This is a genomic window from Agromyces sp. Leaf222 (assembly GCF_001421565.1).
GTDB lineage: Bacteria > Actinomycetota > Actinomycetes > Actinomycetales > Microbacteriaceae > Agromyces.
In genome coordinates, this window is record NZ_LMKQ01000001.1 from 3,202,250 (window position 1) to 3,225,872 (window position 23,623).

The 23,623-nt window shown below is 70.9% G+C and carries 22 protein-coding genes and 1 tRNA gene; 5 read left to right on the forward strand and 18 right to left on the reverse strand.

Annotation, left to right across the window (positions count from 1 at the left end):
• The first annotated feature begins 5 nt into the window (after nt 1-5).
• Together hpaE and hpaD are read left to right on the forward strand one after the other, a co-directional pair.
• Nucleotides 6-1,529: a 5-carboxymethyl-2-hydroxymuconate semialdehyde dehydrogenase gene (gene hpaE, locus ASE68_RS14290; protein ID WP_055859990.1), complete on the forward strand. Its 1,524-nt coding sequence runs from the start codon at nt 6-8 to the stop codon at nt 1,527-1,529.
• Between the two features lie 114 nt (nt 1,530-1,643).
• Nucleotides 1,644-2,759, forward strand: coding sequence for a 3,4-dihydroxyphenylacetate 2,3-dioxygenase (gene hpaD, locus ASE68_RS14295; RefSeq protein ID WP_055859992.1), 1,116 nt, complete (start codon nt 1,644-1,646; stop codon nt 2,757-2,759).
• Between the two features lie 129 nt (nt 2,760-2,888).
• Here the strand turns inward: hpaD and ASE68_RS14300 are convergent, their stop codons facing one another.
• The 12 genes from ASE68_RS14300 to topA form a co-directional block, all read right to left on the reverse strand.
• Nucleotides 2,889-3,485 (reverse strand): isochorismatase family protein, encoded by a 597-nt coding sequence (locus ASE68_RS14300; RefSeq protein ID WP_055859995.1) that lies wholly within the window; start codon nt 3,483-3,485, stop codon nt 2,889-2,891.
• A gap of 113 nt (nt 3,486-3,598) precedes the next feature.
• Nucleotides 3,599-5,356 carry a D-alanyl-D-alanine carboxypeptidase/D-alanyl-D-alanine-endopeptidase gene (locus tag ASE68_RS14305; RefSeq protein WP_082462271.1) on the reverse strand — a complete coding sequence of 586 codons (1,758 nt, stop codon included), beginning with the start codon at nt 5,354-5,356 and terminating at the stop codon, nt 3,599-3,601.
• A 91-nt stretch (nt 5,357-5,447) separates the two neighbouring features.
• Nucleotides 5,448-6,431, reverse strand: coding sequence for a Gfo/Idh/MocA family protein (locus ASE68_RS14310; RefSeq protein WP_055859998.1), 984 nt, complete (start codon nt 6,429-6,431; stop codon nt 5,448-5,450).
• A gap of 88 nt (nt 6,432-6,519) precedes the next feature.
• On the reverse strand, nt 6,520-7,008 hold the full coding sequence (locus ASE68_RS14315) for a hypothetical protein (protein WP_055860002.1): 489 nt from the start codon (nt 7,006-7,008) through the stop codon (nt 6,520-6,522).
• A gap of 60 nt (nt 7,009-7,068) precedes the next feature.
• A complete protein-coding gene (locus ASE68_RS14320; protein ID WP_055860005.1) occupies nt 7,069-7,401 on the reverse strand; it encodes a multidrug efflux SMR transporter in 333 nt (110 codons plus the stop codon).
• Nucleotides 7,398-7,811, reverse strand: a complete 414-nt coding sequence (locus ASE68_RS14325; RefSeq protein ID WP_055860008.1) for a multidrug efflux SMR transporter — start codon at nt 7,809-7,811, stop codon at nt 7,398-7,400. Before ASE68_RS14325 ends, ASE68_RS14320 begins: the two co-directional genes overlap by 4 nt.
• A 100-nt stretch (nt 7,812-7,911) precedes the next feature.
• Entirely contained in the window at nt 7,912-8,301 is a 390-nt protein-coding gene (locus ASE68_RS14330; protein WP_055860011.1) for a PPOX class F420-dependent oxidoreductase, read from the reverse strand.
• A 52-nt stretch (nt 8,302-8,353) separates the two neighbouring features.
• Nucleotides 8,354-8,429: transfer RNA gene (locus ASE68_RS14335), tRNA-Thr, on the reverse strand.
• Between the two features lie 78 nt (nt 8,430-8,507).
• A complete protein-coding gene (locus tag ASE68_RS14340) occupies nt 8,508-10,076 on the reverse strand; it encodes an alpha/beta hydrolase (protein WP_055860014.1) in 1,569 nt (522 codons plus the stop codon).
• Nucleotides 10,073-11,242, reverse strand: a complete 1,170-nt coding sequence (locus tag ASE68_RS14345; RefSeq protein ID WP_055860018.1) for a DNA polymerase III subunit delta' — start codon at nt 11,240-11,242, stop codon at nt 10,073-10,075. Before ASE68_RS14345 ends, ASE68_RS14340 begins: the two co-directional genes overlap by 4 nt.
• A 114-nt stretch (nt 11,243-11,356) precedes the next feature.
• Complete coding sequence (gene tmk / locus ASE68_RS14350) at nt 11,357-11,977, reverse strand: dTMP kinase (RefSeq protein ID WP_055860021.1); 621 nt, start codon at nt 11,975-11,977, stop codon at nt 11,357-11,359.
• The gene (gene topA, locus ASE68_RS14355) at nt 11,974-14,925 is read right to left on the reverse strand and encodes a type I DNA topoisomerase (protein WP_055860024.1); all 2,952 of its coding nucleotides are present in this window, start codon (nt 14,923-14,925) and stop codon (nt 11,974-11,976) included. Before topA ends, tmk begins: the two co-directional genes overlap by 4 nt.
• A gap of 206 nt (nt 14,926-15,131) precedes the next feature.
• Here topA and ASE68_RS14360 point away from each other — a divergent pair, with 206 nt between their 5' ends.
• Complete coding sequence (locus tag ASE68_RS14360; RefSeq protein WP_055860026.1) at nt 15,132-15,368, forward strand: hypothetical protein; 237 nt, start codon at nt 15,132-15,134, stop codon at nt 15,366-15,368.
• 120 nt (nt 15,369-15,488) lie between these two features.
• On the opposite strand, the gene ASE68_RS19910 is transcribed toward ASE68_RS14360, so the two are convergent.
• From ASE68_RS19910 to ASE68_RS14385, 5 genes are all read right to left on the reverse strand, one after another.
• Complete coding sequence (locus ASE68_RS19910; RefSeq protein ID WP_082462273.1) at nt 15,489-15,956, reverse strand: Rv3654c family TadE-like protein; 468 nt, start codon at nt 15,954-15,956, stop codon at nt 15,489-15,491.
• Entirely contained in the window at nt 15,932-16,240 is a 309-nt protein-coding gene (locus ASE68_RS14370) for a TadE family type IV pilus minor pilin (RefSeq protein ID WP_157421663.1), read from the reverse strand. The genes ASE68_RS19910 and ASE68_RS14370 overlap by 25 nt, the downstream gene beginning before the upstream one ends.
• Before the next feature lie 16 nt (nt 16,241-16,256).
• Nucleotides 16,257-16,466: a DUF4244 domain-containing protein gene (locus ASE68_RS14375; RefSeq protein WP_055861436.1), complete on the reverse strand. Its 210-nt coding sequence runs from the start codon at nt 16,464-16,466 to the stop codon at nt 16,257-16,259.
• 121 nt (nt 16,467-16,587) lie between these two features.
• Nucleotides 16,588-17,637 carry a type II secretion system F family protein gene (locus ASE68_RS14380; RefSeq protein WP_235480864.1) on the reverse strand — a complete coding sequence of 350 codons (1,050 nt, stop codon included), beginning with the start codon at nt 17,635-17,637 and terminating at the stop codon, nt 16,588-16,590.
• Nucleotides 17,631-18,662 (reverse strand): TadA family conjugal transfer-associated ATPase, encoded by a 1,032-nt coding sequence (locus ASE68_RS14385; protein WP_162238281.1) that lies wholly within the window; start codon nt 18,660-18,662, stop codon nt 17,631-17,633. Before ASE68_RS14385 ends, ASE68_RS14380 begins: the two co-directional genes overlap by 7 nt.
• Before the next feature lie 782 nt (nt 18,663-19,444).
• On the opposite strand from ASE68_RS14385, the gene acs reads away from it, so the two are divergent.
• Entirely contained in the window at nt 19,445-21,400 is a 1,956-nt protein-coding gene (acs, locus tag ASE68_RS14390) for an acetate--CoA ligase (RefSeq protein ID WP_055860032.1), read from the forward strand.
• Nucleotides 21,401-21,496: 96 nt separating this feature from the next.
• Here acs and ASE68_RS14395 read toward each other — a convergent pair whose 3' ends face one another.
• Nucleotides 21,497-22,591: a glycerophosphodiester phosphodiesterase family protein gene (locus ASE68_RS14395; protein WP_055860035.1), complete on the reverse strand. Its 1,095-nt coding sequence runs from the start codon at nt 22,589-22,591 to the stop codon at nt 21,497-21,499.
• Nucleotides 22,592-22,748: 157 nt separating this feature from the next.
• Here ASE68_RS14395 and ASE68_RS14400 point away from each other — a divergent pair, with 157 nt between their 5' ends.
• Nucleotides 22,749-23,555 (forward strand): Bax inhibitor-1/YccA family protein, encoded by an 807-nt coding sequence (locus ASE68_RS14400; RefSeq protein ID WP_055860038.1) that lies wholly within the window; start codon nt 22,749-22,751, stop codon nt 23,553-23,555.
• Nucleotides 23,556-23,623 lie beyond the last annotated feature (68 nt).

Sequence of the window (23,623 nt, forward strand, 5' to 3'; positions counted from 1 at the left end):
TCACCATGACCCACCACGTGCCCGACGGGCTTCCAGACCGCATCCGCCACTTCATCGACGGCCGGTTCGTCGACTCGGTCGGCGGCGAGACGTTCGACGTGCTCGACCCCGTGTCGAACGAGACCTACGTGCAGGCGGCCGCCGGCCAGCAGGCCGACATCGACCTGGCCGTCGCCGCCGCTCGCCGGGCCTTCACCGACGGCCCGTGGCCGCGACTGCTGCCGCGCCAGCGCTCGCGCGTGCTGCACCGCGTCGCCGACCTCGTCGAGGCGAGCGACGCCCGCCTGGCCGAACTCGAGACCTTCGACACGGGCCTGCCGATCACGCAGGCGCTCGGGCAGGCGCAGCGGGCTGCCGAGAACTTCCGCTTCTTCGCCGACCTGATCGTCGCCCAGTCCGACGACACCTACAAGGTGCCCGGCCGCCAGGTGAACTACGTCAACCGCAAGCCGATCGGCGTCGCGGGTCTCATCACCCCGTGGAACACCCCGTTCATGCTCGAGTCGTGGAAGCTGGCCCCCGCCCTCGCCACCGGCAACACGGTCGTGCTGAAGCCCGCCGAGTTCACGCCGCTGTCGGCGTCGCTCTGGGCCGAGATCTTCCGCGAGGCCGGGGTGCCCGACGGCGTCTTCAACCTCGTGAACGGCCTCGGCGAGGAGGCCGGCGACGCGCTCGTCAAGCACCCCGACGTGCCGCTCATCTCGTTCACCGGCGAGAGCCGCACCGGGCAGATCATCTTCGCGAACGCGGCGCCATTCCTGAAGGGCCTCTCGATGGAGCTCGGCGGCAAGTCGCCGGCCGTCGTCTTCGCCGACGCCGACCTCGAGGCGGCGCTCGACGCGACCGTGTTCGGCGTCTTCTCGCTGAACGGCGAGCGCTGCACCGCCGGTTCCCGCGTGCTCGTCGAACGGCCGATCTACGACGACTTCGTCGCCCGCTACGCCGAACGTGCGAAGAACATCGTCGTCGGCGACCCCCACGACCCGAAGACCGAGGTCGGCGCGCTCGTGCACCCCGAACACTACGAGAAGGTCATGTCCTACGTCGAGATCGGCAAGTCCGAGGGCCGCCTCGTCGCCGGCGGCGGCCGCCCAGAGGGCCTCGAGACCGGCAACTACGTCGCCCCGACCGTGTTCGCGGATGTCGCACCCGACGCCCGCATCTTCCAGGAGGAGATCTTCGGCCCGGTCGTCGCGATCACCCCGTTCGACACGGATGCCGAGGCGCTCGCCCTCGCGAACGACACCCGCTACGGGCTCGCCGCCTACATCTGGACGAACGACCTCATGCGCGCCCACACCTTCTCGCAGTCGGTCGAGGCCGGCATGGTGTGGCTGAACTCGAACAACGTGCGCGACCTGCGAACCCCCTTCGGCGGTGTCAAGGCGTCCGGCCTCGGCCACGAGGGCGGCTACCGCTCCATCGACTTCTACACCGACCAGCAGGCCGTGCACATCACGCTCGCCACGGCGCACTCGCCGCGGTTCGGCGTCGCGCCCGCCGCGCCCGCCGCACCCGCCGCACCCTGAGCGCGGTCGGGTAGGCGCCCCGGCGCCGCATCGAGACCCGCGCCGAGACATCCGCTCGCCCGAGACATCCGCACCCCAGAGACATCCGCTCAACGAAGAGAAGGCACGACCACCATGACCGAACCCGTCGTCACCGACCAGAACCCGATCGCCTCGCCGGCGAACCGCATCCCGACGCCGACCTCACCCGCGCCCGACATCGTGCGCTGCGCCTACATGGAGCTCGTGGTCACCGACCTCGCCGCGAGCCGCGCGTTCTACGTCGACGTGCTCGACCTCGTCGTCACCGAGGAGGACGAGGACGTGGTGTACCTGCGCTCGTTCGAGGAGTTCATCCACCACAACCTCGTGCTGCGCAAGGGCCCGGTCGCCGCGGTCGCCGCGTTCAGCTACCGCGTGCGCACGCCCGAGGACCTCGACAAGGCGGTCGCCTTCTACGAGGAGCTCGGATGCCGCGTCGAACGCAACCCCGACGGCTACAACCGCGGCATCGGCGACTCCGTGCGCGTCGAGGACCCGCTCGGCTTCCCGTACGAGTTCTTCCACGAGGTCGAGCACGTCGAGCGGCTCGCGTGGCGCTACGACCTGCAGACCCCCGGATGCCTCGTGCGCCTCGACCACTTCAACCAGGTCACCCCCGACGTGCCGCGCGCGGTCGCGTACATGGAGGACCTGGGCTTCCGCGTGACCGAGGACATCCAGGACGCCGAGGGCACCACGTACGCCGCGTGGATGCGCCGCAAGCCCACCGTGCACGACACCGCCATGACCGGTGGCGACGGCCCGCGCATGCACCACGTCGCGTTCGCAACCCACGAGAAGCACAACATCATCGCGATCTGCGACAAGCTCGGCGCGCTGCGGCTCAGCGACCGCATCGAGCGCGGACCTGGCCGGCACGGCGTCTCGAACGCGTTCTACCTGTACCTGCGCGACCCCGACGGCCACCGCGTCGAGATCTACACGCAGGACTACTGGACGGGCGACCCCGACAACCCCGTCGTCACGTGGGACGTGCACGACAACCAGCGCCGCGACTGGTGGGGCAACCCCGTCGTGCCCTCGTGGTACACCGAGGCGTCGCTCGTGCTCGACCTCGACGGGCAGCCGAAGCCGCTCGTCTCGCGCACCGACGACTCCGAGATGGAGGTCACGATCGGCGCCGACGGGTTCTCGTACACGCGCACGGGCGACCAGGAGCAGGGCTTCAAGCTGGGTCACACGCTGTAAGGCCTGCCGGCCGGCTTCGGCTCACGCCGGGTGGGAGGGGATCGTCGCGAGCGGAGGATGCTCCTGCAGCATCCGGCCTCCGACGGGCGCGAACTCCTCCGGAGCGAGCGGATGCCGCGGGCGGGCCGGTCAGCCCTGTCCGGGTTCGCCCGCATCCACGATCGCGGCACCCGCGTGCCCGAGCTCGGCGAGTGCGGCCGCCGACGACTCGGGGGCGACGCCCGCGACGAGGTCGGTGAGCACGCGCACGTGCTGGCCGTGCTCGAGCGCGTCGAGGGCGCTCGCGCGCACGCAGTAGTCGGTCGCGATGCCGACCACGTCGACGTCGGTGACCCCGTGCGCGGTGAGCACTTCGCCGATGGTCGCGCCCGCGTCATCCGTGCCCTCGAAGATCGAGTACGCGGGCACGCCCTGCCCCTTGCGGATGTGCACGTCGATCGCGTCGACCGCGAGCGACGGGTGGTACTTGGCCCCGTCGGTGCCGGCGACGCAGTGCGCCGGCCAGGTGTCGACGAAGTCGGGTTCGGCCTCGGTGGCGAAATGCCCGCCGTTGTCGTTCTCGCCCGAGTGCCAGTCGCGGGATGCCACGACGAGCGCGTAGTCGTCACGGTGCGCCTCGAGGTGGCGGGTGATGCCCGCGGCGACCGCGGCTCCGCCGTCGACGCCGAGCGCACCGCCCTCGGTGAAGTCGTTCTGCACGTCGATGATGAACAGGGCCCGGGTCATGGCTGCCTCCTGCGTCGGTGTCCGTCTGCATCCATTCTCGTCGCAGACGCGGACATCCGCTCCTCCGCGAGCCTCGGTCGGCTGCGCGGCGACGTTCGGCCGCACGACGCGCGTCAGCTGTTCGAGAGGTCGTCGCCGCAGAGGAAGAAGCCGGTGGTGAGCGTGTCGATCGCCTGCTTCGCCTCGTCGGTCACGTCGCCGAGCGCATAGATCGCGAACGTCAGCGTCGAGCCGTCTTGCGCGCGGATCACGCCCGAGAGCGTGTATCCGCTGTTGATCCAGCCGGTCTTGGCCGAGACGGCGCCCGCCGCGACGGCGTTGTCGCCGGCGAACCGGTCGCTGTACGAGAGCGACCCGCGCTCGCCCGACACCGGGAGGCCGTCCATGAGCACGCCGAGGTTGCCCTCGCGGGCGTTGATCTTGATGAACAGCTGGGTCAGGTAGTCGGGCGGCACGGCGTTGTCATCGCTCAGGCCCGAGCCGTCGACGATGGTGATGCCCGTGGTGTCGATGCCGTAGGCCTGGAGGCCCTGCAGCACCCCCGCGTTGATCGCGTCGAACGTGTTGCCCGACCCGGTCTGGATCGCCACGAGCCGCGCCAGCATCTCGGCGACCGTGTTGTCGGAGACGACGAGCGCCTTGTCGACGAGCTGCGCGACCGTCGGCGAGCTGACGGCGCCGAGCTGCTGCGCGCCCGCGGGTGCGGTGCCGCGCTCGATGACCGCGATGCCGCCGAGCTGGTCGGCGAACGCCTGGCCGGCGCGCCCGATCGGGTCGGTGCTGCGCCACGACGTGTTGGCGGACGGGTCGTCGCGGTCGCCGTCGACCTGCAGCGCCGTGATGTTCGACATGTAGCCGTCGTCGCGCTCGACGGTGTCCCAGCTTGCCTGGTACTCGTCGCCGCCGAAGTAGCCCGTGTCGAGGATGAGCTTCGTGAGGGGCGGGTTCGACGGGTCGGCGGCCCACGCGGCCTGCACCTGCGCGGCGAGGTCGTCGAGGTGCGCGGCACCCGGGTACACGGTCTCGGTGCCGCTCGGCGTGCGCGAGAGCGTCACGTCTCCCCCGCCGACCAGCACGGCGGAACCCGGCTCCGCGCCCTTCAGCACGGTCGTCGTCGTGCGGTAGTCGGGGCCGAGCACGTCGAGGGCCGCTGCGGAGGTCAGCACCTTCATGACGCTCGCCGTGCGCGATGACGTGGTGCCGCCGCGGTCGTAGAGCACCTCGCCGGTCGCCGCGTTGCGCACCTGCGCCTGCAGGTTCGCGAGGCGCGGATCCGCGGCGCGGTCGGCGACCGAGCACGTGCGGATCCTCGTGTCGATCGCGGCAGGGGCCGCCATGGCCTCGGGCACGGGTCGACCCGGGTCGGCCGTGGGCGTCGGAGTCGGGGTCTCGGTCACGACGGCCAGGGGCACGGCGCGGGGAGCGTTCATGGCCGCGCCCGCGAAGACCGCGCCGGCTCCGAGCAGCGCGAAGGCGACGACGCCAGCGGTCACCGACAGGGCGACCTTGTGCTTCCGCGCGAAGGAGCGGAGCGAGGCGCCGCGGCCGGTCGGTGCGGATGCAGGTTCGGTGACAGGCGCGGCGCCGGAAGCGGCCCCGGCGCCGGTGGCGGATGTCTCGGCGATGACGGATGTCGCGGCGATGACGGATGTCTCGGCGTCGGCGCCGCTCGCGGGCCCGGTGCCGAGCGGCTCGCCCGCGGCATCCGTCGTCGCGAGGAGCTCGGTCTCGGCGACCTGCTCGACCTCACCGGTGGACTCGCCCGCGGCGACCTGTTCGACGTCACCGCCGTGCGCCGTCTCGGCCGTGTCGTCGACCTCGGGTTCGCCGACGGAATCGGGCTCGCCCGGGGCATCCGTCTCGTCGGTCATCCGGGAAGCCTACGCGGCGCACCAGACCGAAGCCTGATCACAGCCCGAAAATCTCCTGAACGGCCGTATTGGCGGATGCCACGGCGAACCATCACTCGCCCGGGTAGCGCAGCCCGATCTGCTCGCGGATGGTGTCGAGCGTGCCCATGATGGCGACCGTCTCGTCGATCGTGAGGAGGTCGCCGCCGAGGGTTCCGGCGGCGACCAGGCGCTCGACGGCCTCGGCCTGGAAGTGCATGCCGCGGCCGACGACCTCGGACGCGTACGACTCGAGCACGGTGCCGTCGTGCGACACCACGCGGAACGTGGTCGGCGTGTACCAGACCGCGTCGATGTCGACGCGCGCCTCGGTGCCGAGCACGGTGGCCGCGTTCGGACCGCGGGTGTCGCTGGCCGAGACCGTCGTCGCGATGCGTCCGCCGTCGTAGCCGAAGACGGCCGCGATCTGCGCGTCGGCGCCCGTCTCCTTGAACGTCGCCGTGCTCTGGATCGTGCTCGGCTCACCGAAGAGATCCCACGAGAACGACACCGGGTAGATGCCGAGGTCGAGCAGGGCACCACCGCCGAGCTCGAGCGCGTTGATGCGATGCGCCGGGTCGTCGGAGAGCTTCTGCGTGTGGTCGGCGATGAGCGAGCGCACCTCGCCGAGCGTGCCCGCGGCGATGATCTCGCGGATGCGCACCATGTGCGGCAGGTAGCGGGTCCACATGGCCTCGAGGGCGAGCAGGCCCTTCTCGGCGGCGAGCGCGGCGATCTCGCGCGCCTCGGCCGCGTTCAGCGTGAACGGCTTCTCGACGAGCACGTGCTTGCCGGCCTCGAGCACGAGTCGCGCGTTCTCTGCGTGCACCGGATGCGGCGTCGACACGTAGATGACGTCGACCTCGGGGTCGTTGACGAGCGCCTCGTAGCTGCCGTGCGCGTTCGGGATGTCGAACTCCGCGGCGAACGCGTCGGCGCCTGCCTGCGAGCGCGACCCGACCGCCTGCACGGTGAAGCCGTTCAGCTTCAGGTCGTTGGTGAAGGAGTGGGCGATGCCACCCGTCGCGAGAATGCCCCAGCGCAGTCGATCCGTCATGCGCTCAAGCCTAGCCACGCCCGCCTGCGGCAGGAGTGCGGATGCCGCTTTACGTGCGTCGGCAGAGTATCGCCGCCGCCGTCGCCTCTCAGCGATACGAGCAGCTGAGGTCGTGACACCCGCAGGGGTAGTAGTTGCCCTCGGCGTCGGCGACGACGATGCACGGATCGACCGAGGGTTGGGCCGCCGCCTCCTCGGCCGCGGCCTGCTCCGCCGCCGCCTCGGCCTCCTCGACTGCCACCTGCTCCGCCCACGCCTGCTCGGCCGCGACGCGGGCGGCCTCGTCTGCTGCGGCCTGCGCAGCAGCGGCTTCGGCGGCGACCCGTGCGGCTTCGGCGGCCTCGGCCTCGGCCTCGAGACGAGCCCGCTCCGAAGCTGCGGCCGCGGCCTCCTGCTCGGCGGCGAGCCCGTTCGTGTAGGGAAGGGCAGCGAAGTCGATGGTGACGGCCGCGGCGGAAGGCTCAGGCGCCTCCGAGCCCAGTGCGACGCCGGAGAGCGCCGAGGGGACGAGAACGAGGGCGCCCACGATCGTGGCGGCCGCTGCGAGTGCGGCGATCGCCACCGTGCGCTTGTGCATGGTGGCGATCCTAGACGGCTGCGGCGCCGACAATCGACGGGGTTCCGACCCGCATCGAAATCAGTGCCCCGGGGTGCCGAGCTCGATGAGCAGCACGCCGCCGACGATGAGCGCGACGCCGGCGCCCATCACCCACGTGAACGGTTCGCGGAACAGCAGCCGGCCTGCCAGCGCGGTGAGCACGACGCCGACGGCCGTCCACACCCCGTAGGCCACGCCGATCTGCATGCCCTGCGCCAGCGTCGCCGCGAGCAGCACGAACGACGACAGGTAGCCGACGACCACCGGGATCAGCCAGATGCGCCGCCGGCGCTCGGCGTGCGTGGCCATGCGCAACGACAGCGTCGCGCCGACCTCGCAGAGGATCGCGAACCCCAGGAGCACCCAGCTCATGCGCCGGCCTCGCCGACGGTGTCGGCAGCGCCGTCGGCGCGGTCGCTGAGCGGCATGGCCGATGCCGCCGCGCGCCGGGCGGCCTGCTGCGACCCGAGTTCGACCAGCAGCACCCCGGCCGCCACGAGACCGATGCCCGCGAGCATGGTCGGCGTGAGGGGATCGCCGAAGAGCGCCCAGGCCAGCACGGCCGTCAGCGCGACCCCGGTCGCACCCCAGATGCCGTAGGCGACCCCGAGCGGCATGCCCATGCGCAGCACCTGCGAGAGCAACACGAACGACCCGACGTACCCCACGACCACGATCACGTAGAGCCACGGATGCCGCTGCGCGGCGTCGAGGCTGAGGGTCGCCGTGACCTCAAGCGCGATCGTGAGGGCGAGCACGGCCCACGTGCCGGTGCGCGGCATCCGCTCTCCTTCACTTCGATGGAGCGATCGGCTCGATGGAGCGATCGGCTCGACGGGCGGTCGGCTCGGTGGAGCGATCCTCCCACGCGGATCCGACGGGTCAGGTGAGCGTGATGCGCAGCATCACGTCGGGGGCGCGATCCTTGCCGCGAGGCCGGATGATCGCGTGTGCGAGGGTGTAGAGGAAGCCGTAGCGGTCGCGCAGGAGTCCCTGCAGGCGTTCCGCCTCGGCGGGATCCGTGACGATCTCGGCGATTCCGGCCGACTCGGGCGCACCGGCCCGCACCCGCCCGCGCATGTCGCACGGGGCGAGGAGCACGCGGGTGTCGCGGCGCAGCCGCTTCAGCTTGCCGGTGCCGGCCGGCGTCTGCACGACGACCCGAGCACCGTCGAGCGCGAACCACACGGGCGTCGGAACGGGGGTGCCGTCGGTGCGAAAGGTCGTGAGCGCGACGTACTTGCCCGCCGTGATGGCCTCGGACGTCGTCATGTCGCTCCGTTCGCGGAAATGCCGAAGGCCCGGACATGTCCGGGCCTTCGAGTGGAGCCGCCTGTGGGAATCGAACCCACGACCTTCTCATTACGAGTGAGACGCTCTGCCGACTGAGCTAAGGCGGCGTGCTGAGATCGGTGCTTGCGGCACCGATCGGCACGAGAGTCTATGTTAGCGGATCTCTGGAGTCCCGATGACCACTCTCAGCACGTCGTGCCGTCGGAGGGCACCGTTCCCTCGATCAGGTACGACTCGACCGCGCCTCCGACGCAGTCGTTCGACTTGTTGTACGCCGTGTGGCCCTCGCCCTCGTAGGTCACGAGCACGCCGCTCTCGAGCTGGTCGGCGAGCGAGACCGCCCAGGTGTACGGCGTCGCGGGATCATTCGTGGTGCCGACGACGACGATCGGCGCTGCGCCCTCGGCGTGGATCGCCGTGCGCTCCGCCGTCGACGGGAACGGCCAGGTGATGCATCCGAGATCGCCGTAGCCGAAGTAGGGACCGATCACGGGCGCCGCGGCCGTGATCTCGGCGGCCTTCTCGCGCATGACGTCGACGTCGGACTGGTACGCGTAGTCGAGGCAGTTGATCGCGAGGAACGACTCGGTCGAGTTGTCGTTGTACGTGCCGTCGGCGTTGCGGCCGTAGTATCCGTCGGCGAAGTTCAGCGCCGCGTCGGCGTCGCCCAGCATGACGGCGTCGAGCATCTCGCTGAGGTAGGGCCACGAGTCTGCACTGTAGAGCGGGTAGACGATGGCGGTCACGAGGGTGTCGGCGCCGACCTCGCGCCCGTCGGTGCCGCGCATGGGACTCGCGTCGACGGATGCGAGCAGTCGGCTGATCTCGTCCATCGCCGCGTCGACGCTGCCGGTGAACGGGCAGTCGGTGCCTGCGAGGCAGTCGGCGAGGTAGGCGCGGAGGGCGGATTCGAAGCCGACCGCCTGCTCGCGCGAGACGTCTTCCTCTTGCGCGGCGGGGTCGATCGCACCGTCGAGCACGAGTCGTCCGACCTTCTCGGGGAACAGCCCCGCATACGTCGCGCCGAGGAACGTGCCGTACGAGTATCCGAGGTAGTTGAGCTGCTCGTCGCCGAGCGCTGCGCGAAGCATGTCGAGGTCTCGGGCCGCGCTCTTCGTGTCGACCTCGCCGAGCAGCGCACCGGTGTTCTCGCCGCAGGCCGCACCGAAGTCGGTCTTGACCTGCCCCATGTTCTCGATCCACTCGTCGCTGCCGCGCTCGCCCGGCACGATGCCGAAGAGGAACTGATCCATGTCGGTCGGCTCGTAGCACGCGACCGCCGAGGACCTGCCGACCCCCCGCGGGTCGAAGCCGACGATGTCGAAGCGCTGCTGCAGCGGCTCCCCGACCGCGTAGTCGAGGGAGTCCTTGACGAAGTCGTAGCCCGATCCGCCGGGGCCGCCGGGGTTCACGAGCAGCGATCCGATGCGCTCACCGGTGGCGCGGTGCCGCACGAGTGCGAGATCGATCTCGCCCTCGCTCGGGGCCTCCCAGTCGAGCGGCGCCTTGGCGGTGGCGCATTCGAATCCGTTGTCGCAGTCCTCCCAGGTCAGCACCTGCCCGTAGAACGGCTCGAGGTCGGCCGCGACCTCTTCGCCGGTCGGCGTCGACTCGAGCGTCGACGGCTTCAGGAACGACGGCACGCACCCGCTCAGCACGAGCAGCGCCACGAGGGCACCGGCGAGGGCCGCGGCGCGGCCGGCCGTGCGGCGTCGGCGACGCATCGAGTGCGGGTCGGTGGAAGAGATGGTCATGCGGCCCCTCGTTCGGATTCGGGTCGTCGGATGGCGGAGACGAGCATTGCCTCGAGCGCGAGCGCCGGCGCGACGTTGCCCTCGATGCGCTCGCGTGCCTCCTGGATCGCGTCGAGCGTCGCGAGCGTGCGCACGGGGGCGACGGATGCCGCGGCGCGCCGAAGCTCGTCGACGAGCTCGCGGTTGACGAGCTCGACGTCGGCGCCGAGCTGCAGCAGCAGCACGTCGCGATACAGCGACGTGAGATCGACGAGGATACGGTCGATGCCGTCGCGGAGGCTGCGCGTCGCGCGGCGCTTCTGGTCGTCTTCGAGCGCCTTGATCTGCGGACGCAGCGCCGGGGGCACCGCCTGGCCCGGCGCGATACCGAGCGAGTGCAGCGCATGCTCGCGCTCTTCGGCGTCGCGGAGCGCGGTGATCGCCTTGGCGTCGTCGCCGGCGATCGCGAGGAACCGGGCCGCGGTCGAGACCGCGGTCGCCGCCGAGCGCACCTGCAGCGCGAGTCGGAGGGTCTCTTCACGACGACGACGTGCGTCTTCGCTCGTCGCGAGCCGGTGCGCCATGCCGATGTGGCTCTGCGCCTCGCGGGCGGATCGTTCGGCGAGCACGGGATCGACACCGTCGCGACGCACGAGCAGGTCCGCGACATCCGCGACGCTCGGCATCAGCAGTCGCACCGACCGAACCCGGGAGCGGATCGTGGGGATCAGGTCGGCCTCGCTCGGCGCGCAGAGGATCCAGACCGTGCGCTCGGGCGGCTCCTCGAGCTCCTTGAGCAAGAAGTTCGAGGTCTGCTCGGTCATGCGGTCGGCGTCTTCGACGATGATCACGCGGTGCCGCCCGATGGACGGCGCGAAATGCGAGCGCTTGACGATGTCGCGCACGTCGTCGCGCTTGATGATCACGCCCTCGGTCGCGAGCACGTGCAGGTCGGGGTGGCTGCGCGCCTCGACCTGGATGCGGGTGGGTTCGTCGCCGTCGGGTTTGCCGGAGATGAGCGCGACGGCGAACGCGTAGGCGAGGTTCGAACGCCCGGACCCCGGCGGCCCGGTGATGAGCCAGGAGTGGGTCATCTGCTGCGAGGCCCGGCCCCCGGATGCCTCGGCCGCGGCCCTGAAGACGGCGATCGCCTGCTCCTGGCCGGTCAACTCGCTCCACACGCTCACGGAGTCACGCTACCTTCCCCGGGCGACATCCGCCTGCCGTCGCGTGGCCACCTGTGCTCCGCGGGCGCGAACGCACATTCGGGGACGACGAACCACCGGTCGATGCGAGCGGGCTCAGACGAGCGCCGAGACGCGCGCCCGAATCCGCGCCTGGATCTCGTCGACCGAGGCCGACGCGTCGAGCACGAGGAACCGGTCGGGCTCGCGTTCGGCGAGGGCGAGATATGCCGCGCGCACGCGGTCGTGGAACTCGGATGCCTCGGCCTCGAGCCGGTCGTACCGCGTGCGCGCCGTGTCGAGCCGCGCTCGCGCCGACGCCGCGTCGAGATCGAGGAGCACCGTGAGGTCGGGCTGCAGACCGTCGGTCGCCCACTCGGAGAGCCCTCGGACGGCCTCGGGGTCGAGCACCCGCCCGGCACCCTGATACGCGACCGAGGAATCGATGTAGCGGTCCTGGATCACGACGTCGCCGCGCTCGAGCGCGGGGCGCACGAGCGTCGCGACGTGGTGCGCCCGGTCGGCCGCGTAGAGCAGCGCCTCGGCTCGCGGTGCGATGTCGCCGCGGTGGTGCAGCACGATCTCGCGCACCTCGACGCCCACCTCGGTGCCGCCCGGCTCACGCGTGCGCACCACCTGGCGGCCCTGCTCGCCGAGCCAGGCGGCCAGCAGTTCGGACTGGGTGGTCTTGCCGGTGCCGTCGCCGCCCTCGAGGGTGATGAAGACGCCGCGCGTCACGCCTCGCTCGGCTTCGTCGTGGTCGCGCGCGCTGCGGGCTTCTTCGCCGCCGTGGCCTTCGGGGCAGTCGCCTTTGCAGCCGTCGTCTTCGCAGCCGTCGCCTTCGCCGCCGTCGTCTTCGTCGCCGCAGTCTTCGTCGCCGCAGTCGTCGCGGTCTTGGCCGCAGCGCTCGTCTTCGCGGCTGGCTTCTTGGCTGCGGGCTTCTTCGCCGCGGGCTTCTTCGCCGCCGGCGCCTTCGCCCGCGGTGCGGCCGGCCCCTTGTCGCGCTTGATCTGCAGCAGCTCGACGGCGCGCTCGAAGGTGATCTCCTCGACCGTCTCGGCGCGCGGGATCGTCGCGTTCGTCGTGCCGTCGGTCACGTAGGGACCGAACCGGCCGTCCTTGACCTTGATGGGCTTGCCGCTCACGGGGTCCTCGGCGAACTCCTTCAGCGCGCTCGAGGCACGACGAGCACCGTACTTCGGCTGCGCGAGCAGTTCGAGCGCTCCCGCAAGATCGATTTCGAAGATCGCGTCCTCGCTCGGCAGCGTGCGGGTCTCGGCGCCCTTCTTGAGGTAGGGGCCGTATCGCCCGTTCTGCGCGGTGATCTCGTCGCCGGACTCGGGGTCGAGACCGACGATGCGCGGCAGGTCGAGCAGCTTCAGGGCGCTCTCGAGGTCGATCTCCTCGATCTGCATGCTCTTGAACAGCGAGGCCGTTCGCGGCTTCGCGGCGACGGGCTTCTTGGCTCCGCGCTTCGGCTTGGGCGCCTCGATGACCTCGCCGGTCGCGACGTCGACCCTCGCGGCATCCGTCTCGGGCTCGAGCTCCGTCACGTACGGGCCGAACCGGCCGTCCTTGACGACGATCTGCTTGCCGTTCTCGGGGTTCGCGCCGAGCACGCGATCGGTCTGCACGGGTGCGTCGATGAGCTCGCGCGCCTTCGCGGGCGTGAGCTCGTCGGGCGCGAGGTCCTGCGGCAGGTTCACGCGGCGCGGGGTCGCGTCGGGACCGGCCTCGGGGTCGACGGTCTCGAGGTAGGGGCCGTACCGGCCGATGCGGAGGGTCACACCTTCGCTGATCGGCATCGAGTTGATCTCGCGCGCATCGATGTCGCCGAGGTTGTCGACGACCTGACGCAGGCCGCGGTGGGTCTCGTTGCCGAAGTAGAAGCCGTTGAGCCAGTCGACGCGGTCGGCCTCGCCGGAGGCGATGCGGTCGAGGTCGTCCTCCATCTCTGCGGTGAAGTCGAACTGCACGAGGTCGCCGAAGTGCTCCTCGAGGAGTCGCACGACCGAGAACGCGATCCAGCTCGGCACGAGCGCCTGGCCGCGCTGGGTGACGTAGCCGCGGTCGAGGATCGTCGAGATGATCGAGGCGAACGTCGACGGGCGGCCGATGCCGAGCTCTTCGAGTCGCTTCACGAGGCTCGCCTCGGTGTAGCGCGGAAGCGGCGAGGTCTCGTGGCCCTTGGCCTCCAGCTCGTCGAGGGAGACCTCCTGGCCCTCCTTGAGCGGCGGGAGCTTCGCCTCGCCGGACGCGTCGTCGGCGTTGCGCTCCTCGTCGCGGCTCTCTTCATAGGCCGCGCGGAAGCCCGGGAACGTGATGACGGTGCCGCTCGCGGTGAACTCGGCGATCGTGCCGCCGACCGCGGCGGTCGCACCCTCGGGCGCGGCGGCATCAGCGGCCGTCGGGCCGACCTCGATGGTCACGGTGGCCGTCTGGCCCTTGGCGTCGGCCATCTGCGAGGCGACGGTGCGCTTCCAGATGAGGTCGTAGAGCTTGAACTCGCTGCCGCGCAGCGAGCTGGCCAGTTCGGACGGGGTGCGGAACACCTCGCCGGACGGGCGGATCGCCTCGTGCGCCTCCTGCGCGTTCTTCGACTTGCCTGCGTAGGTGCGGGGCTCAGAGGGCACCGAGTCGGCACCGTACAGTGCGGTCGCCTGGGCGCGTGCCGCGTCGATCGCCTGCTTCGACAGCGAGACCGAGTCGGTTCGCATATAGGTGATGTAACCGTTCTCGTAGAGCGACTGCGCGACGCGCATGGTGTCCTTCGCCGAGAGGCGCAGCTTGCGACCGGCCTCCTGCTGCAGGGTCGACGTCGTGAACGGGGCCGAGGGGCGGCGGGTCCACGGCTTCTGCTCGACCTTCGAGACGACGCGGCGCACGTCGGGCGCCCGCAGCGCCTCGACGAGGGCGTTGGCGGTCGCCGCATCGAGCACGGCCGCCTTCGACTTCAGCTTGCCGAGGTCGTCGAAGTCGCGACCGGCGGCGATGCGCTCACCACCGAGGCGCACGAGCTTCGCCTCGAACGCGGTACCGGACGGCACGGGCGCGAAACGCCCCAGCAGGTCCCAGTACTCGGCCGAGACGAATGCGAGCCGCTCGCGCTCGCGCTCGACGACGAGCCGGGTCGCAGCGGACTGCACGCGGCCGGCGGAGAGTCCTGGACCGACCTTGCGCCAGAGCACCGGCGAGACTTCGTAGCCGTACAGGCGGTCGAGGATGCGGCGGGTCTCCTGGGCGTCGACGAGCGCGGTGTCGAGCTCGCGGGTGTTGTCCTTGGCCTTCTGGATCGCGTCTTTGGTGATCTCGTGGAAGACCATGCGACGCACGGGGATCTTGGGCTTCAGTTCCTGCAGCAGGTGCCACGCGATGGCCTCGCCCTCGCGGTCCTCATCAGTGGCGAGGAGGAGTTCGTCGGCGTTCTTCAGCGCGCGCTTGAGTTCGGCGACCGTCTTCTTCTTGGAGTCCGAGACCACGTAGTAGGGCTCGAAGCCGTTGTCGACGTCGACCGAGAACTTGCCGAGGCCGCCCTTCTTGAGTTCGGGCGGAAGGTTCTTGGGCTCGATGAGGTCGCGGATGTGGCCGACCGACGAGAGCACCTCGTAGCCGTCGCCCAGGTACTGGGCGATCGACTTCATCTTGGTCGGCGACTCGACGATGACCAGTTTCTTCGCGCCTGACACCAGACTCCTCTTGTATTCCATGATTGGAGATCGCACGCGGACCGCGCCCCCGAGCGGTGTGCCGCCTGACGGCTTCGATCGCCGCCTGACAAGCCACACCATACACACCCAGACCGGGAGCGCACCGAATTGTCCACCGCCTGATCCGGCTCGGCTTGCCGCGTCCGGACCCTTGCTATCCGGTGGCACCGGAGGAGAATCGAACCATGGAAACCTCTACCACGAGCTCGTACACCGCGAAACTGATCGACGGTCCGCTCGAGGGCAAGACGGTAGCGACCGCCTTCCTCGACTCGGGTGAACCCCGTCCTCGACTCGAGCTGAGCGCCGAGCACGGCAAGCGCTACGTCTACGCACGCGCCGCCGGCCTGGAGTTCTCCTCCGAGAACGACGACCGCCCTTCGGCGGTCGAGTATCGATTCCTCGAGACCGTCTTCGATTGATCGACGCGCCGCCCCCGGCGCACCCGGGGCGGGCGCACGAGCTGCGGCGATGAGGCCTGCCCCACGGCATCGGGCCGAAAGCGGCGGCGTCGATGACGACACCGCGCACGGCAATCGGCCTCACGGGCTGCCCGGCGGTCCGGCGCGAGCGGACGCCGCGGCGTCGAGGCCCGGAATCCGCCCGGCGACCGCGACCGAGACCCGGCTCACCGCGCCGTCGACCTCGCACGATCGCAGCGCGGCTCCGTTGCGCCGGGCGACGAGATCGGCGGCCTCGCACGGCAGCCCCGGGATCGCCCCGGTGACGGCATCGGCCGCGGCGAGCGCCGCTGCATCGGCGATCGCAGCTGCACGTCGCGCGTCGACGTAGGTCGTCGCGACGCCCAGCGTGAGCGTCGTGAGCAGCACGATCGCCGCCATGAGGCCGACGGCGACGACGGATGCCGCACCCCGCTCGCCCTCGGCTCCGCCGGTGCCGGGCGAGCCGACGTCGACCAGCCCCGCGCCGAGCCGCCACGCCATGGGCTGCCGGGACACGACCCGCGTGGCCGCCGCCGCCGGCATCAGCGACCGCCCGACATCGCGCACGACTCGCTCGTGAGCCGGATCGGCGCGAGCAGGCCGCCTCCGGAGGCCGCGAGCGTGACGCAGGCGAAGGTGCCGTCGTCGCTGTGCGACAGCTCGGTGCTTCCGGCGATGCGGACGGCGATGCCGGAGGCGACCTCGACCGCCTCTCCACGGCCGAGCGCCCGTGCCGCGGCGGCCGCGGCATCCGTCAACCGCACCTGCAGCGTCACCAGGTGCACCGATGCGAGGCAGGTCGCGAGCACGAGCATGATCGCGGGCAGCGCGACGGCGAACTCGGCCGTCACGCTGCCTCGCTCGGTCTCAGCCGACGGTGAGGGCATTCCGCACGAGATCGGTGAGGATGCCGCGCACCTCATCGCCGCGGAGGATGACCACGAGGAGTCCGGCGAACCCGACGGCCGCCATGGTCGCCACGGCGTACTCGGCGGTCGCGGCGCCGCGTTCGCCCGCGAATGCGGTGACCGCACGACGGAGGATTCGACGACCACCGGTCGCGGTGCCGGTGCGCATCGTGCCGGGGACGCCGGCGTCGAGCGCGGGGTCGTTCGTGGTGATGGAGCTGGGATCGGGCATGGGTGGTTCCTTCCGGTGGGGCCGGGGGTCCGGCGGTTGGCGGCACGACTGGGCGGCCTCATTCGGCACCCAAGGTGCCGGTGACGACCGAGATGAGCAGGGGTGCGACTCCGAGCAGCACGAAGGCGGGCAGCACGCAGATGCCGAGCGGCAGCATGAGCCGCACGCCGAGTGCGGCGCCGCGGGTCGCGGCATCGGTGCGGGCGATGCGGCGGCCACGTTGCGCCTCGGCACGGAGGAGCTCGACGAGCGGCGCCCCGGCCCGCTCGGCCAGGCGCACGGTCTCCTCGAGCCTTCGGGATGTCCCGGTGCCGCCTCCGCGACCTCGATCGAGCCCGTGGCTCGCGAGCGCCGATGCGACCACGGCACGCGCACGGTCGATGGAGGCGCCGCCGGCCATGCCGATCGCGAGGAGCTCGAGTTCGAGTCCGGCGCCCTCGTCGAACGCCGCTGCCCTCGCCGCGAGCGATCGGCTCCAGCGGAACGCCACCCAGAGGAACGCGGCGCCGAGGAGGAGGCAGACCAGCCCGATCGGGTTGCCGAGCAGCACCGAGGCGGTGTCGAAGCCGAGGACGGATCCGAAGCCGAGCGCGACCAGCGGCAGCGCGAGCACCATGCGCGCGCTGGCCGCCGGGCCCGCGAGCGAGGTGCGCACCTCGCGTCGAACCTGCGCTTCGTCGCGCATCGCGGTCGCGAGCTCGCGCAGGCTCGTCGTGAGCGGCGCACCGGATTCGCTCGCGACCTGCCACGCCGCGGCGAGCACGGCCCATCCGTCGGACTCCGGCCGTTCGCCGCGAGCGGCGGCGATCGCGGCGGCGATCGGCGCACCGAGCTCGCCGGCCTCCGCGGCGGCGTCGAGCACCGGGTCGGGCTCGCCGGACTCGGAGAGATGGCGCCACGCCGCCGACGCGGGGACGCCCGCCGAGAGCAGCACCGCGAGCCGCTCGACCACGCCCGCGACCCGATCGACGCCGGCCGCGGCATCCGGAGCCCTGCGGAGCATCGGCACCCGAGAGCGCAGGACCTCGAGCGCTCGGACGAGACCGGCTCGAACGCGCGTCTCCACCGCGGCGGCAGGCGCGGCGGGTGCGGCAGACTCGCTCAGCATGGTTCGCCGCCGATCGGATCGGATCGATGGGCGTCGCGTGCGGCCGTCGGCACGTGCGTCGACGGGACCGCGGAGATTGCCTGGACCACCTCCGGTGGCGCGCCGAGGGGCACGACCGACAGCGCACCCCCGACGAGGGTGAGCGTGCCGATGCCGGCGACCCGCCGTCGGCCCTCGACGCGATCGAGGTGCACGACGAGGTCGAAGGCGCTCGACGCCTGCCTCCCGACAGCCTCCGGCGTCAGCCCGGCCGACGCCCCGAGCGCCTCGAGCCTCGCGGCGACGTCGTCGAGCGAGTTCGCGTGCAGCGTGCCGGCTCCGCCGTCGTGGCCGGTGTTCAGTGCGGAGAGCAGTTCGCGCAGCTCCGGCCCGCGGCACTCCCCCACCACGAGCCGGTCGGGGCGCATGCGCAGGGCCTCGCGGAGCAGCACGTCGAGCCCGATGCGACCCGACCCCTCGATGTTCGGCTGCCTGGCCTCGAGCGCCACCACGTGCGGATGCGCGACCTGCAGCTCCGCGACGTCTTCGATGACCACGACGCGCTCGGCGGCAGGAGCCTCGGCGAGGAGCGCGGCGAGGAGCGTGGTCTTGCCGGTGCCGCCCGCGCCCGTGATGAGCAGGTTCTTGCGCGAGCGCACGGCTTCGCGCAGCACCCGCTCATGCTCGGCGCCGAACATGCCGGTGCGGGCCAGACCGGCCAACGGCAGCCCGCCGGCCCGCGGGATGCGGATCGACAGCAGCGTTCCGGTGGTCGACACGGGCGGCAGCACGGCGTGCACCCGGATGCCTCGGCCGAGCCGCACATCGACCGCGGGCGTCGCCTCGTCGATGTGCCGGCCTCCGCGCGCGATGAGCCGCACGGCGAGGGCGCGCACCTCGGCCTCGTCGGCCTGCCAGGCGGGCTCCGGCTCGGGCCCGGCGCCTCGATCGATCCAGAGCCCGGCCGCGCCGTTCACGAAGAGGTCGGTGACCTCGCCGGATGCCGCATACCGCGCGAGCGGCCCGAGCTCCGCGAGGTCGGGCACGGCCGCCGGCCGCGCGTCGGGCGCGCCTTCCGGGGCGACCTCGGGCCGAATCGCATCGGACGTCCCGGCGCCGGCCACGCCCGACGCACCGACAGCACCAGCACCAGCACCAGCACCAGCACCAGCACCCGCCGCACGCGGACCCGAACCCGCGAACGGCGGCACGGGCGGCAGCGGCGGCGGCACCCGCACCGGACTCGAGCCGATGCCACCGCGGCGATGCGCTCCATCGGCCGGATCATCGGCACGGGGCTCGGGCGTGACCGGCGAGCGCGGAGGCTCCCACGATGGGGTGGCGACGAACGGGGCGACGGGCATGACATCGACGGTACGAATCGCCGGCATGCCCAAGGCATCCGGGTACCTCGACAAACAGAAAGAGCCTCCCCCACGTCATTGTGGAGGAGGACTCGATCGTGCTGTGCCGTTCGGGTACGGCACCCCTTAACGAAAGGGGGCGGCACCCATTGGGGGGAACAGGTGCCGCCTCGGCAGCGCAAGGATTGGGGGGAATCACGAGCGCTGCAGGCCACGAAAACGATGTTCGGGCGGTATTCAGCATACGGCCTGCGAATGCATTCGCAAGTACTTTTTGTCCTCATTTGTGCGGACACACAGATTTCTCTGCGCAAAGGCACAGTAACGGTCGGTTCTCCACAACGGAAGGACATTCGACGCACGTCGTCATGGACGAGTCGTCGGTCCCGCATGCGGCAGGTAGGGTGCTCTTGGGGCAGGCGACCCACCGATGATCCATATCGCGAAGGAGCGACTGAAGAACCATGACCGTTCAGATCGATCACGCGCTCGAGGAGATCAGGCGATTCCGCCCGAGCCCCGAGTTCGCCGCCAATGCCGTTGCCGATGCGGGCCTCTACGACGCCGCGCACGCCGATCGGGTCGGGTTCTGGGCCGACCAGTCGCGCGAGCTGCTGCAGTGGGACAAGCCCTTCACGAAGACCCTCGACTGGACCAATCCGCCGTTCGCGAAGTGGTTCGAAGACGGCGAGTTGAACGTCGCCGTCAACTGCCTCGACCGCCACGTCGAAGCCGGCAACGGCGACCGCGTGGCCCTGCACTGGATCGGCGAGCCGGGCGACACCCGCGACATCACCTACGCCGAACTCACCGCAGAGGTCAAGCGCGCCGCGAACGTGCTTACCGACCTCGGCGTCGGTTCCGGCGACCGCGTCGCCATCTACCTGCCGATGATCCCCGAGGCGGTCGTCTCGATGCTGGCCGTCGCCCGCATCGGCGCGATCCACTCGGTGGTGTTCGGCGGGTTCAGCGCCGACAGCCTCGCCTCGCGCATCGACGACGCCGAGGCATCCCTCGTCATCACCGCCGACGGCGGATACCGCAAGGGCAAGGTCTTCGCCCTCAAGCCCGTGGTCGACGACGCGCTCACGAAGTCCGTCGGCGGCAGCGTGCGCAACGTGCTCGTCGTCAAGCGCGGCGAGAACGAGGTCGAGTGGTCCGAGGGCCGCGACCTCTGGTGGCATGAGACCGTGGCCACCGCCTCGTCCGAGCACGAGGCCGCGTCGTTCGAGGCCGAGCACCCGCTGTTCATCCTCTACACGTCGGGCACGACCGGAAAGCCGAAGGGCATCCTGCACACCAGCGGCGGATACCTCACGCAGGCCGCGTTCACGCACCGCAACGTGTTCGACCTGCACCCCGAGACCGACGTGTACTGGTGCACCGCCGACGTCGGCTGGATCACCGGCCACTCCTACGTCGTCTACGGCCCCCTCGCGAACGGCGCGACGCAGGTGCTCTACGAGGGCACGCCCGACACGCCGCACCCCGGCCGCTGGTGGGAGATCGTCGAGCAGTACAAGGTCTCGATCCTGTACACGGCGCCTACCGCCATCCGCTCGTTCATGAAGCTGGGCCGGCAGATCCCGCAGGCGTTCAGCCTGCGCTCGCTGCGCCTGCTCGGCTCGGTCGGCGAGCCCATCAACCCCGAGGCCTGGATCTGGTACCGCCACGTCATCGGCGGCGGCTCGATCCCCGTGGTCGACACCTGGTGGCAGACCGAGACCGGCGCGATCATGATCTCGGCACTGCCGGGAGTGACCGACCTGAAGCCGGGCAGCGCCCAGGTCGCGGTGCCCGGCATCGCGATCGACATCCTCTCCGACGACGGCACCCCCGTCGAGGGCGAGGAGGGCGGCCTGCTCGTCGTCACCGAACCGTGGCCATCGATGCTGCGCGGCATCTGGGGCGACCCCGAGCGCTTCAAGGAGACGTACTGGGAGAAGTTCGGCGACAAGTACTTCGCCGGCGACGGCGCGCGCCGTGACCTCGACGGCGACATCTGGCTGCTGGGCCGCGTCGACGACGTCATGAACGTGTCGGGGCACCGCCTCTCGACCGCCGAGATCGAGTCCTCGCTCGTCGCGCACCCCTGGACCGCCGAGGCCGCCGTCGTCGGCGCCGCCGACGAGACCACGGGTCAGGCGGTCGTCGCCTTCGTGATCCTGAAGGCCAGCCAAGCCGCCCAGGTCACCGATGTCGCCGCCGCGAGCGAAGAGCTGCGCAAGCACGTCGCCGGGCAGATCGGCGCCATTGCGCGCCCCCGCCAGGTGTTCATCGTGAACGAACTGCCCAAGACCCGATCAGGCAAGATCATGCGGCGCCTGCTGCGCGACCTCGCCGAGGGCCGCGAGGTCGGCGACACCACGACGCTCGCCGACACCTCGATCATGCAGGTCATCAGCGACCAGGTGAAGTAGGCGTCAGCCACGAACGACGGATGCCGCGGCGGGAGCGATCCCGACGCGGCATCCGTCGTTCCGGCGAAGGTCCGACGCCGAGGTGGGCGGCGAGCCTCAGCCGCTCGCCAGCTCCGCGCGGATCTCGACCCCGAGGTCGGGCTGGTCGACGAAGACACCGTCGACGCCCGTGGCCAAGACCTCGCCGAACGCGCCCTGCCAGTCGCCCCACGTGGACTTGCCCTTGCCCCGGCGAAAGCGAGCGGACAGGAACGTGTTCTCGGGGCGCAGGGTCCACGTGAAGACCGTGAGCCCTGCGGCGTGGGCTGCAGAGACGAGGGCGGCCCCGCGAAGGGGCGCGTCGGCGGGCGACCCGCCACCACGCGCAGCCTGCGCACCGCGCGCGGCCGCGGCATCCGCGTCGAGGAGTCTCGGCACGCCGACGCTCACCCCGTCGAACCGGCCCACGAGCGCGCGCAGGCCGGCATCCGTCACGAACGAGTCGTACCTGGGCGCCCCCGCACCGGCGGTTCGCACGAGATCCGCCGGCGAGCCCGAGCCCTCGATCAGCAGCACCTTCGACCCGCGGATGCCGCGTGCCGCGAGCTCGTCGAGCACGGTCGGCTCGAACGCCTCCATGATGAGCCGGTCGCCGCCATCGCCCCAGCCCGCCGCCTCGAGCTCGGCCTCGAAGAGCTCGTCGAGCGGAAGCCCGATGCCGGCGAAGTAGGAGGCGTGCTTGAACTCGGCCACCATGCGCAGCACGCGATGCCGGCGGCCGGCCGCGACCTGCTCGGCGGCGGCCCGGTCGATGATCTCGAAGAGGTCGCGCAACCGGATCACCGGATAGCGGCCGTCGAAGCTCGCGCTCGCGTGTCGCAGCGCGCCGAGGCGCTCGGTCGCGCGCAGCGTCGCGAGCTCGGCCCACGTGAAGTCCTCGGTGAACCACCCCGTGAGGGGCGACCCGTCGATCTCGCGCGTCGTGCGGCGGCCGGCGAACTCGGGGCGGGAGCCGACATCCGTCGTTCCCGAGATCTCGTTCTCGTGGCGGAGCACGAGCACGCCGTCGCGCGTGGCGACCAGGTCGGGCTCGACCGCGTCGGCGCCGAGGGCGAACGCGAGTTCATACGCCGAGCGGGTGTGCTCGGGGCGGTACCCGGAGGCGCCGCGATGGCCGATGACGAGCGGATGCGGGGTGCGTTCGTCCGACATGCGCCTCAGCGTAACCGTCGCCGAGGGTCTCGACGACGGAATTCCGCGTGAACTCACGGCATCGTCACGGAAATCACCGGATAGATTGGTAGCAGCACCGGATCCAGCATCCGACCCCTTCCCCCGCACCGACGACAGCCGAAAGCAGAGGAACACCATGGCTCTCGACAATCCCGCCTTCTCGCGGAATTCCGCCTTCTCATCGCAGGGAGCCCAGGCCGTCGCGCAAGACGTCTCGGCGCAGCAGCTGCAGGAGATGTACAACCAGCCCGCGACGCTGCCCGACCGCGAGGTCATGCAGATCGAGACCACCATCCAGAAGTCGGTGGTCGGCTTCGGCCTCCTGCTCGTGGGTGCCGCACTCGGCTGGGTGACCCTCGACACGGTTCCGTTCCTCTGGGTCGGCGCCGGCATCGTCGGCTTCGTGCTCGCGTTGGTCAACATCTTCAAGAAGCAGCCCTCCCCCGCCTTGGTGCTCGCATACGCCGGCGTGCAGGGCGTCTTCGTCGGCGGAATCTCGGCGTGGTACGAGGCCGTGTACGGCGGCGGCATCGTGGCGCAGGCCGTCATCGCGACGCTCGTCGTGTTCGGCGTGACGCTGGCGCTCTTCGCCTCTGGCAAGATCCGCGCGTCGAAGAAGGCCACGAAGGTCTTCCTCATCGCGATGGTCGGCTACCTCGTGTTCTCGGTCATCAACATGATCCTCATGTGGACCGGCGTCAACAACGACCCGTGGGGCCTCCGCGGCGCGGAGATCGCCGGCATCCCGTTCGGCCTCATCCTCGGCGTGCTCGTCGTGATCATGGCGGCGTACTCGCTCGTGCTCGACTTCGACTTCATCCAGCAGGGCGTGCGCAACCGTGCCCCCAAGAAGTACGAGTGGACCGGCGTCTTCGGCATCATGGTCACCGTCATCTGGCTCTACCTCGAGATCCTGCGCATGATCGCGATCACGCGCGACTAGCACTCGAGTCGCTCGAACGAACGGGGTCGCCTTCGGGCGGCCCCGTTCGTCGTTCCGGTGAGAGCGAC

Bases quoted from the DNA above. Each gene is read 5' to 3' on its own strand.
- hpaE (WP_055859990.1), top strand. From the start codon at position 6: ATGACCCACCACGTGCCCGACGGGCTTCCAGACCGCATCCGCCACTTC.
- hpaD (WP_055859992.1), top strand. From the start codon at position 1,644: ATGACCGAACCCGTCGTCACCGACCAGAACCCGATCGCCTCGCCGGCG.
- ASE68_RS14300 (WP_055859995.1), bottom strand. From the start codon at position 3,485: ATGACCCGGGCCCTGTTCATCATCGACGTGCAGAACGACTTCACCGAG.
- ASE68_RS14305 (WP_082462271.1), bottom strand. From the start codon at position 5,356: ATGACCGACGAGACGGATGCCCCGGGCGAGCCCGATTCCGTCGGCGAA.
- ASE68_RS14310 (WP_055859998.1), bottom strand. From the start codon at position 6,431: ATGACGGATCGACTGCGCTGGGGCATTCTCGCGACGGGTGGCATCGCC.
- ASE68_RS14315 (WP_055860002.1), bottom strand. From the start codon at position 7,008: ATGCACAAGCGCACGGTGGCGATCGCCGCACTCGCAGCGGCCGCCACG.
- ASE68_RS14320 (WP_055860005.1), bottom strand. From the start codon at position 7,401: ATGAGCTGGGTGCTCCTGGGGTTCGCGATCCTCTGCGAGGTCGGCGCG.
- ASE68_RS14325 (WP_055860008.1), bottom strand. From the start codon at position 7,811: ATGCCGCGCACCGGCACGTGGGCCGTGCTCGCCCTCACGATCGCGCTT.
- ASE68_RS14330 (WP_055860011.1), bottom strand. From the start codon at position 8,301: ATGACGACGTCCGAGGCCATCACGGCGGGCAAGTACGTCGCGCTCACG.
- ASE68_RS14340 (WP_055860014.1), bottom strand. From the start codon at position 10,076: ATGACCATCTCTTCCACCGACCCGCACTCGATGCGTCGCCGACGCCGC.
- ASE68_RS14360 (WP_055860026.1), top strand. From the start codon at position 15,132: ATGGAAACCTCTACCACGAGCTCGTACACCGCGAAACTGATCGACGGT.
- ASE68_RS14375 (WP_055861436.1), bottom strand. From the start codon at position 16,466: ATGCGCACCGGCACCGCGACCGGTGGTCGTCGAATCCTCCGTCGTGCG.
- ASE68_RS14380 (WP_235480864.1), bottom strand. From the start codon at position 17,637: ATGCTGAGCGAGTCTGCCGCACCCGCCGCGCCTGCCGCCGCGGTGGAG.
- acs (WP_055860032.1), top strand. From the start codon at position 19,445: ATGACCGTTCAGATCGATCACGCGCTCGAGGAGATCAGGCGATTCCGC.
- ASE68_RS14395 (WP_055860035.1), bottom strand. From the start codon at position 22,591: ATGTCGGACGAACGCACCCCGCATCCGCTCGTCATCGGCCATCGCGGC.
- ASE68_RS14400 (WP_055860038.1), top strand. From the start codon at position 22,749: ATGGCTCTCGACAATCCCGCCTTCTCGCGGAATTCCGCCTTCTCATCG.